At 38.6% G+C, this 12,687-nt stretch carries 11 protein-coding genes; 8 read left to right on the forward strand and 3 right to left on the reverse strand.

Going from position 1 to position 12,687, the window contains the following annotated elements; all coding sequences use genetic code 11:
- Positions 1-66 precede the first annotated feature (66 nt).
- Both GM418_RS02885 and GM418_RS02890 read left to right on the forward strand, forming a co-directional pair.
- Positions 67-573 (forward strand): TlpA family protein disulfide reductase, encoded by a 507-nt coding sequence (locus tag GM418_RS02885; RefSeq protein ID WP_158862964.1) that lies wholly within the window; start codon positions 67-69, stop codon positions 571-573.
- Positions 574-689: 116 nt separating this feature from the next.
- A complete protein-coding gene (locus GM418_RS02890; RefSeq protein WP_158862966.1) occupies positions 690-1,910 on the forward strand; it encodes a S8 family serine peptidase in 1,221 nt (406 codons plus the stop codon).
- Between the two features lie 51 nt (positions 1,911-1,961).
- On the opposite strand, the gene GM418_RS02895 is transcribed toward GM418_RS02890, so the two are convergent.
- Entirely contained in the window at positions 1,962-3,029 is a 1,068-nt protein-coding gene (locus GM418_RS02895) for a serine hydrolase domain-containing protein (protein ID WP_158862968.1), read from the reverse strand.
- A 354-nt stretch (positions 3,030-3,383) separates the two neighbouring features.
- Between GM418_RS02895 and trhO the strand changes: the two genes are divergently transcribed.
- The 4 genes from trhO (at position 3,384) to GM418_RS02915 (ending at position 7,402) form a co-directional block, all read left to right on the forward strand.
- Positions 3,384-4,427 carry an oxygen-dependent tRNA uridine(34) hydroxylase TrhO gene (trhO, locus tag GM418_RS02900; protein WP_158862970.1) on the forward strand — a complete coding sequence of 348 codons (1,044 nt, stop codon included), beginning with the start codon at positions 3,384-3,386 and terminating at the stop codon, positions 4,425-4,427.
- A 75-nt stretch (positions 4,428-4,502) separates the two neighbouring features.
- Positions 4,503-5,477 (forward strand): tRNA dihydrouridine synthase, encoded by a 975-nt coding sequence (locus tag GM418_RS02905; protein WP_158862972.1) that lies wholly within the window; start codon positions 4,503-4,505, stop codon positions 5,475-5,477.
- Positions 5,478-5,579: 102 nt separating this feature from the next.
- On the forward strand, positions 5,580-6,059 hold the full coding sequence (locus tag GM418_RS02910; RefSeq protein WP_158862974.1) for a DUF3795 domain-containing protein: 480 nt from the start codon (positions 5,580-5,582) through the stop codon (positions 6,057-6,059).
- A gap of 176 nt (positions 6,060-6,235) precedes the next feature.
- On the forward strand, positions 6,236-7,402 hold the full coding sequence (locus tag GM418_RS02915; RefSeq protein WP_158862976.1) for a sialidase family protein: 1,167 nt from the start codon (positions 6,236-6,238) through the stop codon (positions 7,400-7,402).
- Positions 7,403-7,410: 8 nt separating this feature from the next.
- Here GM418_RS02915 and folE read toward each other — a convergent pair whose 3' ends face one another.
- Positions 7,411-8,133 (reverse strand): GTP cyclohydrolase I FolE, encoded by a 723-nt coding sequence (gene folE / locus GM418_RS02920; protein ID WP_158862978.1) that lies wholly within the window; start codon positions 8,131-8,133, stop codon positions 7,411-7,413.
- Positions 8,134-8,399: 266 nt separating this feature from the next.
- On the opposite strand from folE, the gene GM418_RS02925 reads away from it, so the two are divergent.
- Positions 8,400-10,049, forward strand: coding sequence for an alpha-L-fucosidase (locus GM418_RS02925; RefSeq protein WP_158862980.1), 1,650 nt, complete (start codon positions 8,400-8,402; stop codon positions 10,047-10,049).
- On the opposite strand, the gene GM418_RS02930 is transcribed toward GM418_RS02925, so the two are convergent.
- On the reverse strand, positions 10,046-10,933 hold the full coding sequence (locus GM418_RS02930; RefSeq protein WP_158862982.1) for an SMP-30/gluconolactonase/LRE family protein: 888 nt from the start codon (positions 10,931-10,933) through the stop codon (positions 10,046-10,048). The genes GM418_RS02925 and GM418_RS02930 overlap by 4 nt on opposite strands.
- A 122-nt stretch (positions 10,934-11,055) precedes the next feature.
- On the opposite strand from GM418_RS02930, the gene GM418_RS02935 reads away from it, so the two are divergent.
- A complete protein-coding gene (locus GM418_RS02935) occupies positions 11,056-12,474 on the forward strand; it encodes a sialate O-acetylesterase (RefSeq protein WP_158862984.1) in 1,419 nt (472 codons plus the stop codon).
- Positions 12,475-12,687 lie beyond the last annotated feature (213 nt).

Consider the following 12,687-nt stretch of genomic DNA (forward strand, 5'->3'; position numbering starts at 1 on the left):
AAAATTTAGCGGGTGACTGTGGATCACCCGCTGAACAGCATCTAAAAGACCAGAAATAAATCAAAAATGAAACAAATCATTTTTATCACTTTCTTATTCCTCTTTACAGGAAGCTTGTTCGCGCAGGACGAATTTACAAAGGCTAAAAAAGGTGAAAAAGCGCCTGATTTTACTTTTGAAACGGCGCCTGGAAAAACGCAGAAACTTTCTGATTTTAAAGGGAAAGTGGTTTGGATAAACTTTTTTGCAACATGGTGCCCGCCCTGCAGAAAAGAACTTCCTCATCTTCAGAAAGAAGTTTACAACAAGTATAAAAACAATGACGATTTTGTGTTAATTATTTTGGGGAGGGAACACAACTGGGATGAAATAAACAAATTCAAAAGAGAACAAAAATTTACAATGCCATTTTATCCCGATCCGGAAAGAGAAGTATTTTCGGTTTACGCCGATCAGAATATTCCGCGCAATTTTATTGTTGATAAAGATGGAAATATTGCCGTCTCATCTATTGGATTCGAAGAAAAAGAATTCGAATCCATCAAACAAAAAGTTGAAACATTACTAAAATAAATTATAGAATAATTAGAATTTTCCAGAACCATACAGCTAATTTTTTGTTTATCAGTAATACGCTATTATAGAATGTTGGTTCCTCAAATTTTATAATAACATTAAAAACCCTTCCTATGAAAAAATTGCTGTTTAAAATTCTTGGATTAGTCGTATTGGTTAGCTTTTTCCAATCGTGTAAAAAAAGCCTGGTGGAGGATCCTGTTTTGGAAGAACTGGAACTAAAATCAGCAAATACCTCTAAAAAAAGCTACATTGTTGTTTTAAACGATGTTGAACTTAATGACGAACTTTCAAAATTGAAAGGATATGAAAAAAAGCAGAATGCCGTTCAATCTGCCGGTTCAAAGATTCTAAAACGTGCTGGTGTTCTCGATGCGGAGATCGAACACGTGTACGGAACCGCTGTCAAAGGCTTTTCGGTAAAGATTCCACCTGGCCAGTTAAAAAAGCTTCAGGGTGATCCTTCGGTATCTTATGTTGAAGAAGATAAAGTTATTTCGCTTGTTTTACCAAAAGCAAAACCAGATAAACCGGGGAAACCAGGCGGTGGAAATGATGGTGGTGGCTCCACACCTCAGGAAACACCATGGGGAATTACCCGGGTAAACGGTGGAATTTCTGTAACCGGAAAAACAGCTTGGATTATCGATTCAGGTATAGATCAAGACCATCCCGATTTGAATGTGGATACCGGCAGAAGTGCTAGTTTTTTAACAGGTAAAGAGAGTAATAATCCTGATGATCAAAACGGACACGGAACACATGTAGCCGGAACAGTAGCCGCCATCGACAACGATTTTGGAGTAGTTGGCGTTGCAGCGGGAGCAAAGGTAGTTTCAGTTCGTGTACTCGACCGTCGGGGAAGCGGGACAACTTCGGGAGTAGTTGATGGTGTTGATTATGTTGCTGCAAATGCTTCAAGTGGAGATGTGGCCAATATGAGTTTGGGCGGAGGTATATCATCTACATTGGATGCTGCCGTATTAGCTGCTTCTTCATCCTGCTCCTTTGTTTTGGCAGCGGGAAATGAAAGTGAAGATGCTGATAACCACTCACCGGCAAGAGTGAACGGTCCCAATATCTATACGGTATCGGCTATGTGGGAAGGCGACAGATTTGCCACCGAATTTTCCAACTTTGGCCCTGCAGTTGATTACGCAGCTCCGGGAGTTTATATTCTTTCCACTTATAAAAATGGAGGATACGATGAGTTACACGGGACTTCGATGGCTTCACCACATGTTGCAGGAATTTTATTGCTGGGTTCAGTGAAAACTTCAGGATATGTTACAAGCGACCCTGACGGTAATGCGGATCCGATTGCGAGTCATTAAACACAGAAAAGATATTTCATAACCGGGCATTTCACCCGGTTTTTTTATGTCTTATTTTTTGAAAAAAAACTCAACCAGGTCATCTAATTTTCCAACCTTTGAATTTGAATCGTTTGTTGTAGCGGCAATCACCATTTTCTTTTCAGGGAAAATCATCAGGTTACTGGTTCCACCAATTGAACCGCCGGTGTGTCCAAAATATTTTCTTCCATGACTGGTTTCGCGAATAAAAAATCCCATGCCGTAGCCGGCTTCTTTGCCATCGCTTGTTTTCTGCGAAGTCGTTAATTCTTTGGTTACGTCTTCAGAGAATAACACATTATTCAGCATTGCATTTCCAAATTTTATTAAATCTTCGGTTGTTGAAAGAAAACCGCCGCCGGCCCATTTGTAACTGTTGTCAACATACGGAGCATTGATGTCTTTTCCATCTTCGGTTGTAGTGTAATATCCAGAACGAAAGGGAACAATGGAATCGTGATATTCAGGAAGCGTCTGTGTCATTTGCAGTGGCTCAAACACGGCTTTTTTCATATAACTCAAAAACTCTTCGCCCGAGGCAGCTTCCATTACAGCACTTAACAAATTAAATCCGTAACTGGAATAACTATATTTGGTTCCGGGTTCAAAAAGCAGCGTGTCATTTTTGAAAATATCAAGTCCTTCCGTAACGGTTTCATAATGTTTCGCCGAAAGAAATTCAGTTCCGTTGTAGTGTCGAATTCCGGCAATATGACCAGCCACCTGACGCACAGTAATCGGGTATTTCTTTTCAGGGAAATCGGGCACATATTTTTGAACCGGCGCATCTAAATCAATTTTGCCTTGTTCTATTAAAACACCCAAACCAGCAGCTGTTAGCGCTTTTGAAATACTTCCAATCCGGAAACGGGTTTTATTGGGATAAACCGGCGTTTGTTGTTCCAGATTACCATATCCAAAACCTTCCGACATAACTATTTTACCATCGATGGAAACGGTTACCGACCAGCCCACCGACTGGCCTTCTTTTTTTAAATTTTGAATCAGCGTTTCGGCCTCAGTAATTTTAGGATCTTTTGTGTTGCAGGAAAAAAGGAAAAGGGAGCATACAAAAAAAGTTACAACGATTGCTTTCATATTTTTCTACTTGTTGATATATAAATTTTGATTAATAAGCTTGATTTACTTTAAACATAGCGTAAGTTTTGCGCAATCCAACAATAAAAAATACCAGGCCAATAAGAATATAAGGAATACTTAAAATCTGCCCCATGTCCAGCTTTATTTCAACTCCATAAGAAACCTGATATTGGGTACAAATTCATTTAAAAATCAAAGCTAAGGCCAAACACACCTATTTTCAAATATTCCTATTTGAGTTTATGAAAAATAATAGATGATTTTTAAAATTATTTTCAGAATAAAAACTCTTTTTTGCTCTTTCTTGTCGAAATAATTATTTTTGCGCCACAATTTTTTGATATTTTCAAAATGCATTTATACAACAGAGTTAATAAAGAAGAGCTAAAACAAAGGTTGCAGGAAGAAACTTTTGAGCGAAAAACCATTTCGTTTTATAAATATCATTATCTGGAAAATCCGCAGGAATTTAGAGACAATATTTTCCGCGACTGGTTTCCGCTGGATTGTTTTGGGCGAATTTACGTAGCTCGCGAAGGAATTAATGCGCAAATGAGTGTGCCCGAACATCATTTTGAAGCTTTTTTGCAAACACTTGAAAAGTATGAAATTCTGCAAGGAATTCCAATAAAATATGCCATTGAAGACGATGGAAAATCGTTTTATAAACTCACCATAAAAGTACGCCCAAAATTGGTTGCCGACGGTTTGGATGACGGAGCTTACGATGTTACAAATGTTGGAAAACATTTGACTGGCCTGGAATTTCATAATTACATCGGGCAGGAAAATACAGTTGTTGTAGATATGCGCAATTTTTACGAAAGTGAAATTGGCCATTTTGAAGGAGCAATTTGTCCGGAGGCAGATACGTTTCGCGAAGAATTGGAGATTGTAACTGATTTGCTGGAAGACAAAAAAGACAAAAAAATTCTGTTGTATTGCACCGGTGGAATTCGCTGCGAAAAAGCCAGCGCCTATTTAAAACATAACGGTTTTGAAGATGTAAACCAGCTTCATGGAGGCGTTTTGGAATATGCTCGCCAAATAAAAGCGACAGATCTCCAACCCAAATTTATTGGTAAAAACTTTGTTTTTGATGAACGTATGGGCGAGAGTGTAAACGGGGAAATTATTTCGCATTGCCATCAGTGTGGAAAACCTTGCGACACGCACACCAACTGTGCAAATAATAGTTGTCACCTGCTTTTTATCCAGTGCGACGAGTGCCGTGAAAAATACGACGGATGTTGCACTCCCGAATGTACAGAAGAAAAAGCGGGTCATCACCACGCAGTTCAAAATCGCTACATTTTTGGGAATAGCCGGAAATACAGAAAAAGTTTAGCATTGGTGAGAGCAGAGAAAAAGTCAGAAGCTCCAATAAGCAAATAACAATAATCTCAAGCTCAATGAATTTTTAAATGATTTGAAGCTTGTTTTTTGGAGATTTGATAATTTTGCATCGCGATGAATAATTTCTGGAGAGAATTTAAAGAACCTGTTTTTTCCCTTGCCCCTATGGAAGACGTGACCGACACTGTTTTCCGTGAAATTGTAATGGGCATGACAACGCCCGGGAAACTTCATGTGGTTTTTACTGAATTTACTTCAGTTGAAGGAATGAATCATCCGGTGGGCAGAGAACGGGTTTCTGAACGCTTAATTGTAAATGATTCGGAACGTGAATTGCTGCAAAGATTAAACATCAAACTGGTTGCTCAAATTTGGGGACGAAATCCGGAGATTTACCACAACATTGCCAAATACATTTCCGAAAATTATCAGTTCGACGGGATTGATATCAACATGGGGTGCCCTGTAAAAAAAGTATTTAAAATTGGTGCGTGTAGTGCGCTGATCGGCGAGCCGGAACTGGCAAAAGAAATTGTTCAGGCAACCAAAGAAGGCACGCAGCTTCCGGTGAGTGTAAAAACCCGAACAGGAATTAAACAGCACCAAACAGAAGAATGGATTTCAAACTTACTGGAAGTCGATCCGGCAGCCGTAATTTTACACGGACGCACGCAACGCCAGCAATCGGAAGGCAATGCCAACTGGGAAGAAATTGCAAAAGCCGTGCAGCTTAAAAATGAAATAAACCCGGAAATCCCTTTACATGGAAACGGCGATGTTTTTTCCTACAAACAAGGCTTGCAACACATGAAAGAAACGGGTGTAAACGGAGTAATGGTTGGGCGCGGAATCTTTCAGAATCCCTGGTTTTTCAATCCTGAAAAAACAGAAATTTCGAAAGAAGAACGAATTCAGAAATTAATTGAACACACAAAACTTTTTGAAAAAACCTGGAGCCCCGAAAAAAACTTCAATATTCTGAAACGCTTTTACAAAATTTACCTTAACAGTTTTGAAGGAGCAGCAAAATTGCGCGCCGATTTGATGAATGTAAAAAATTACGACGAAGTCTATTCTTATTTCGGATAATTCCGGCGAAAAAACTTTCACAATAAATTAGGGGGAGATTTTGGTTAAATTGTCATAACTTTAAGTCAACAAAATCAATTATTTTCACCTAAACTCATAAAAATGAAAAGCCAAATCAACCGGAGAATTTTTTTAAAAACAGGTTATGTTACAGGATGTGCGACTTTATTATCAGGCAAATTATCAGCATTTAGCTTTCTGCAAGAAGAGACTCCAGATCCAAAGAAACTAAACTATTGTGGTTATAAATGTCCGGACAATTGTAAACTGTTGGAAGCATCGGTAAAAAATGATCCGGCATTAAAAAAAGAAGTATATGAAACATGGAAAATGCAAGAACGGCATAATGTGGATTTTGATGCTGATAAAATTTTCTGTTTCGGATGCAAAATAGACGATAAACCACTTGGTGTGGTCGTAAAAAAATGCACTGTTCGCCAGTACGCGATTGAAAGAAAAATGGATGCTTGTATCGAATGCCAAAATTTAAAAACCTGCGAAAAAGAGCTCTGGCAAAAATTCCCCGGTTTTCATAATACAGTAATAAAAATGCAGGAAAGTTACATTGAGGCAAAATCCTGATTGGCACTACGACTTTTTAAAATCTGTTTTAAACAATTAAATTTTGTTCGTTTGAAAAATTACCAGAAGATACATTATATTTGGGCTAATAGCCTGTTCGTCATTTTTCAGAAATAAAATTTTATCCATCCCCAAAAAATGATACATTCGCAGAAATCATTTTATCTAAACCAATTATGCGAATTCTATCCACTTTACTTTTCCTGTTTCTTTTCGCAGGTATTTCACCAAACTCAATAGCACAAAAACTTCCCGGAGTTGCCGTTAATTATTCCAACCCTGAAAGTGAAATTTATTTGGGCAGCCCGAGCATTGCAATTCTTAGCGATGGAACCTATGTGGTGAGTAACGATTATTTTGGAAAAATTGAAGGAAAATCAAGAAATGGGTCTGTTTTTCAATCCAAAAACAAAGGAAAAAGCTGGGAAAAAATTGCGGATATAAAAGGTATGTTTTGGTCGAACCTGTTTGTTTTGAATAATGAACTTTATTTACTGGGAACCGACGGCCAATACGGCAACTTTGTAATTCGCAAAAGTACAGACGGTGGACACACGTGGACAACTCCAAAAGATAAAAACTCTGGTTTGCTTCGCGACGATTTTGAATATCACACTGCGGCCATGCCGGTAGTTATAAAAGATGGAAGAATTTACAGGGCAACCGAAGTTCGGAATCCTCCCGAAGGCTGGGGTGTCAATTTTGAATCGCTGATTTTGTCGGCTCCGGTGAACAGCGATTTATTAAAAGCGGAAAACTGGACTGCATCAAATCATATTCACTACAATCCGGATTGGCCGGCTGGAGATGCCTGGCTGGAAGGGAATGCGGTAAAAACAGCAGACAATAAAATTGTAAATATTTTACGTGTAAATGAAAAAACAAATGGCGATTACGCTGCTATCATAACTATTTCAGAAGACGGGGAAAAAGCAGAATTTAACCCGGAGGAAGGTTTTATTCATTTCCCTGGCGGTTGTAAAAAATTTACAATTCGTTACGATGAAAAATCAAAAAGATACTGGACATTAACCAATTTCAAAAAAGACATTGGTTACAATCCGGAAAGAACCCGAAACTGTTTGTCACTGGCTTCGTCGCCCGACCTAAAAACCTGGACCGTTCATGAACATGTTATTTATAATCCGGATTACATTGCACATGGATTTCAATATGCCGACTGGCTGGTTGATGGTGATGATATGGTTGCCGTTATCCGCACAGCGTTAGATGATGGCAAAGTAGCCGCGCACAATTGCCACGATTCCAATTATATTCTTTTCAAACGGATAAAAAATTTCAGAGATTTCGACAAATCAGAAATTGCAAAATATCACAATTGATACTGCTTTTAAAGATTTAAATATTTCAGAAACTCTTCGCGAACGGATTTGTCTTTAAATTTTCCTGAGTATTCTGCGGTAACCGTTGTGCTGCTTTCATCTTTAATTCCGCGGCACGATACACACATGTGTTTTGCATTGATAACAACCGCAACGTCTTCCGTTTTCAGAATCTTTTTTAATTCACTGGCAATCTGCACTGTTAAACGCTCCTGTACTTGCGGACGACGCGCAAAATAATCAACAATCCGGTTAATTTTTGAAAGCCCGATAACCTGGCCGCTTGAAAAATATGCAACATGCGCTTTCCCAACAATCGGTAAAAAGTGGTGCTCGCAAAACGAATTCATGTTAATGTCTTTCTCCACTAACATTTCGCCATATTTGAATTTATTTTCAAAAACCGAAATGGCCGGTTTATTTTTAGGATCCAATCCATAAAAAATCTCCTGAACAAACATTTTTGCTACCCGGTGCGGAGAGCCGTTCAAACTATCATCAGTTAAATCGAGGCCAAGTGTGTCCATTATATCGCGAAATCTATCTTCGATAATTTCCATCTTCTTCTCGTCCGATAGAACAAAAGCATCCTTTTTTAAAGGCGTTTCTATTGAAGTTGCAATATGATTGTCCCCGATAACAGCATGTCCGTTCAATTTTTCTTTTGAATGTCCGTTGCCATTGATTTTAGTATTCCCATTTATTTTTTTAAGTACAATTCCTTCTTTCATCGTTTCCTGCTTCAATTATTTAACAAAATTAAAAACGATATTTAAAACAGACGACAAAGTGTTTTGTTTAAGATTAGTTTGCATTTTTTTAAACAAATCTGGCTTCATTTTATTAAAATCAAAATTCCCAGGCTTTTACACATCAGTTCTGAAAAAGAATTCGAATCGCCAGAAAAGAAGTGCAGCCCGGTAAACTATTTTTTCAAAACAATTGGTTATTTTAGGGCAATAAAGATTATTTTCAAACCATAAAACCTAGTTCTGTTATGAAAAAAGTTCCAATAATTCTTTTACTTATATTTTCCACTAATTTTATTTTTGCTCAACCGAAGGAAGATAACAACGATTTTCTGAATCTTAATAAAACAGAGCGGCTGGAATGGTTCAGGGAACTGGGGTTTGGAATGTTTATTCATTTTAGTTTCGACAGTCAGCTGGGAATTGTCATCAGTCATTCCATGGCCGGTGCTTCCGACGATTACTTAAACCGTTTTGTAAACGAATTGCCCAAAACATTTAATCCGAAAGATTACGATCCGGAAGAAATTGCCAATCTGGCCAAACTTGCCGGAATGAAATACATTGTTTTTACAACAAAACACCATTCCGGTTTTTGTATGTGGGATACCAAAACAACCGATTTCAACATAACCAATACCCCGTATGGAAAAGACCTGATAAAAGAATACGTTGACGCCACCAGAAAAGCAGGATTGGCAGTCGGATTTTATTTTTCGCCGGAGGACTTTAACTTTTTATATGAAAACGATTTACCGGTGAGAAGAAGATTCCCTGAACCAATTCCGCAAAACATAATGGCAAAATACCTGGAGTTGGTTGAGTTACAATGTATGGAGCTAATGGCACAATATGGCGAAATTGATGTTATCTTTTTTGACGGGGGCGAGGGTCCTTTACAGGAAAAATGTAAAGAAGTAGTATGGGAACTCCAACCCAATATTGTTGTAACACGGGGAGCTATTCAAACACCGGAACAAACTCTTTTGGGAATTGCATCTGATGAACCATGGGAATCGTGTATTACCATGGGAACACAATGGGCTTACAAACCAACAAACGAGGAATATAAAACCGGAGCACGTTTAATCGAAATATTGATTGAAACCCGTGCAAAAGGAGGAAATTTATTATTAAATGTTGGGCCAAAACCTGATGGAGGACTTCCGGAACAACAGGAAGAAAATCTGCGTGAAATGGCCGCCTGGAACTTTATAAATGGCGAGTCTGTAGAGAAAGTCAGTCCATGGATTCTTCCCAATGAAGGTGACATATGGTTTACATGGAAACCGGAGGAAAAAACTCTGTACGCATTTCTAACCAAAATCTCTGATTGGGAGAAAGGAACACGACGGGAGTTTACTCTAAAATCAGTGACAGCAAGTGAGAATACCGGAGTGAGTGTGTTGGGGCAATCAGGCGAATTGGTAGAATATCAGCCATCAACTGATGCAAAAACTTATTTTGAACAAAAAGAAGACGGACTTCAGATTTCGTGCGTACGTGCGCAACGGATTTATAACAACAGCAAATGGACAAATCCAGTTGTTTTAAAACTAAGCAATGTGGAGCCCGCACTTGTACCTCCGGTTGTGCTTACAAAAAATGCTGAAATAACAACAGGAACCACTGAATCTCTGGTTTTTAATGGTGAAGTAGTAAAAATGGGGGATGGAAAAAAATTGAAAGTTGGTTTTCAATATCGCGAATATGCCGGCTTTGTAGAAGAATTGTATTCCGATGAATGGAGAGAAACACAAACTGTCCAGATTTCGAAAAACAGCGAATTCAGCATAAAACCAAATCTGAAAACATCAGGAAAAGAATATCAGGTAAGAGCATTTATCGACCACCCAAAATTGAGGGTATATGGAGATATTGTCAGAGTTAAGTTTTAATCTACTCCTTTTACTTTCAATTTAATTGTATAAACTGAAGTTCTGGCAGTAATAAAAAGAATATTTCGTTTTTTGCCTCCAAAACAAACATTTGAAGGTTTTTCCGGGACTTCAATTTCCTGCACCAGTTCACCCGTTGGAGAGTAAACCCACACCTTTCCCGACGTAAGATAAATATTTCCTGCATTGTCAATGGTCATCCCGTCAGAGCCTTTAGGGGCAAAAAAGGTTTTGTTTGCCAAACTACCATCGGGTTGAATATCATATTTCCAGATTTTGCCGTCGTTAATATCTGAAACATAGAGAATTTTACCGCTGGGTGTCCCAATCAAACCGTTGGGCTGTTTAAAATCGTCAATTACACGTATTATTTTCCCGTTTGGATTCAAATAGTAAACACCCCTCACCTCCTGCTCTTCACCACGACCTTTCTCCCACCATTTGCGATGATAATAGGGATCTGAAAAATAAATCCCGTCATCCGGAGCAATCCACAAATCGTTGGGTGCATTTAGCAATTTCCCGTTATATCCTTCATGAAGGATATTTAGTCCTTTATTCGCATCAAAATAAGCCAGTTGATTATATAAATCAGCACAGGTAACCAATTCACCCTTTCTATTAAAGTACAATCCATTGGAACGGTTGGTGCCTTCCAACCAGAGCGAGATTCCTTCTTTCTCATCCCAAACATAAATTTTGTCGTTGGGCTGGTCTGTAAAATATACACGCCCATCGGGTGCCACCGCAGGCCCCTCGGTAAAAGAATAACCTGTTCCGGCTTTTTCAAGCTGAGCCCCGCGGACAATAAAACTCCTGCCTTGTCCAAAAACTACAGAATAAAGTATGATTACAAAAAAAAGTAAGAGACCCAATTTTTTCATTTTGTGTTGATTTAATATGATAAATTTATGTATTCTTTCTGAAGAAGCAACCAATTCGAGTTTGGATTTGGTATATTTGGGGCTGTATCTATTATAAAATAATATCTAAATCAACCAAAATCATGAAGAAGTCTCAAATTACTTACTTTCTTTTTGTATTTCTGTTTGTTGTTTTTGCATCAAGTTCCAAGGCTGAAATAACTCTACCTGCCATTTTTGGCGACCATATGGTTTTACAGCAACAAACCGATGCAGCCATTTGGGGAACAGCATCTGCCAATAAAACGGTAAAAGTTACCACTTCATGGAACAACAAAAGTTATTCAACAAAAGCCGATTCAGAAGGAAAGTGGAAAGTAAAAGTTTCAACTCCTGTAGCAGGCGGTCCGTTTTCAATTTCCATTTCCGATGGAAAAACAAAAAAACTAAACAATGTTCTAATAGGTGAAGTATGGGTTTGCTCAGGGCAGTCGAACATGCAGATGACAATGTCGGGCTATTTTAACCAACCTATTTTAAACGCCAACGAAGATATTACAACTTCAGCAAACGAATCCATACATTTATTCACAGTTAAGCGTGAAAAAAGCCTGGAAGTAAGTAACGATTTCACTGGTGAATGGCTGGAATGTGTTCCCGAAAATGTGGCTGACTTTAGCGCTGCAGCTTACTATTTTGGAAGAATGATTCAGAAAGCTTTGGATGTTCCGGTTGGCTTGATTTGCTCCAGTTGGGGAGGAACCCGGATAGAACCATGGATGAGTGAAAGCGGTGTCAAAAATTTCGATTTTGTAAATCTGCCGGATAAAAACATGACCGGTGATTTTTCACAGCAAACGCCAACAGTATTATACAACAGCATGATTGCCCCAATGGTAGGATATGCGATTGCCGGTGGTTTGTGGTACCAGGGAGAAGCCAACAGAAACCAACCTAAAGAATATGAAAAACTGTTGCCCGGGCTGGTTGAAAACTGGCGAGATGAATGGGGAATTGGCGATTTCTCGTTTTATTATGTACAAATTGCTCCCTACGATTACGGACAGGCTGGTATGAATTCAGCATTTATCCGTGAGGCAATGCTAAATGCTGCCGATGATATTCCAAATATCGGGATGGCCTGTGTAATGGATGCTGGTGAAAAATATTGTATACACCCTGCAAACAAGGAAGCCGCAGGTGAAAGACTGGCCTATCTTGCCTTGGCTAAAACCTACGGAAAAAGCGGCTTTGAATATTCAGGGCCTGTTTTGAAGGATATGACAGTTGAAGGACAAGTTGCAAAACTTACCTTTGACCACGCAAAAAACGGTCTGACTACTTTTGGGAAAAAACTGGAAAACTTTGAAATTGCCGGAAACAACAAACGATTTTATCCGGCTGAAGCATTTATCACCCGACAGGGAATTACTGTGTTTGCGCCCCAGGTTGGCGAACCTGTAGCCGTGAGATATGCTTTTAAAGATTTTGTAGTTGGTGAGTTATACAATACAGAAGGACTGCCGGCGTCATCTTTCCGAACTGACGACTGGGAAAATTAAAATTTGAAACGGGAAAATTTTATTTTAAACTATCTCCCGAAAAAGATTCCATCAGGTGAATTGCTGATGGAATTTTTTTTATCTCTTTTATCAAATTAATTTACTGCCCCAAAAAGCATCATTAACCGACAAAAACCAACCACTCGTTGTTTTTTGACTTTGATTTCCTTTTAGCTTTCCTCAAATTTGAAGCGAAAACAGAAAACAATTTGC

Origin of the sequence: Maribellus comscasis, assembly GCF_009762775.1 — a bacterium.
Taxonomy (GTDB): domain Bacteria; phylum Bacteroidota; class Bacteroidia; order Bacteroidales; family Prolixibacteraceae; genus Draconibacterium; species Draconibacterium comscasis.

What these genes read in the sequence shown, in the direction of transcription:
- GM418_RS02885 (WP_158862964.1), top strand. Translation starts at nt 67, where the DNA reads ATGAAACAAATCATTTTTATCACTTTCTTATTCCTCTTTACAGGAAGC.
- GM418_RS02890 (WP_158862966.1), top strand. Translation starts at nt 690, where the DNA reads ATGAAAAAATTGCTGTTTAAAATTCTTGGATTAGTCGTATTGGTTAGC.
- GM418_RS02895 (WP_158862968.1), bottom strand. Translation starts at nt 3,029, where the DNA reads ATGAAAGCAATCGTTGTAACTTTTTTTGTATGCTCCCTTTTCCTTTTT.
- trhO (WP_158862970.1), top strand. Translation starts at nt 3,384, where the DNA reads ATGCATTTATACAACAGAGTTAATAAAGAAGAGCTAAAACAAAGGTTG.
- GM418_RS02905 (WP_158862972.1), top strand. Translation starts at nt 4,503, where the DNA reads ATGAATAATTTCTGGAGAGAATTTAAAGAACCTGTTTTTTCCCTTGCC.
- GM418_RS02910 (WP_158862974.1), top strand. Translation starts at nt 5,580, where the DNA reads ATGAAAAGCCAAATCAACCGGAGAATTTTTTTAAAAACAGGTTATGTT.
- GM418_RS02915 (WP_158862976.1), top strand. Translation starts at nt 6,236, where the DNA reads ATGCGAATTCTATCCACTTTACTTTTCCTGTTTCTTTTCGCAGGTATT.
- folE (WP_158862978.1), bottom strand. Translation starts at nt 8,133, where the DNA reads ATGAAAGAAGGAATTGTACTTAAAAAAATAAATGGGAATACTAAAATC.
- GM418_RS02925 (WP_158862980.1), top strand. Translation starts at nt 8,400, where the DNA reads ATGAAAAAAGTTCCAATAATTCTTTTACTTATATTTTCCACTAATTTT.
- GM418_RS02930 (WP_158862982.1), bottom strand. Translation starts at nt 10,933, where the DNA reads ATGAAAAAATTGGGTCTCTTACTTTTTTTTGTAATCATACTTTATTCT.
- GM418_RS02935 (WP_158862984.1), top strand. Translation starts at nt 11,056, where the DNA reads ATGAAGAAGTCTCAAATTACTTACTTTCTTTTTGTATTTCTGTTTGTT.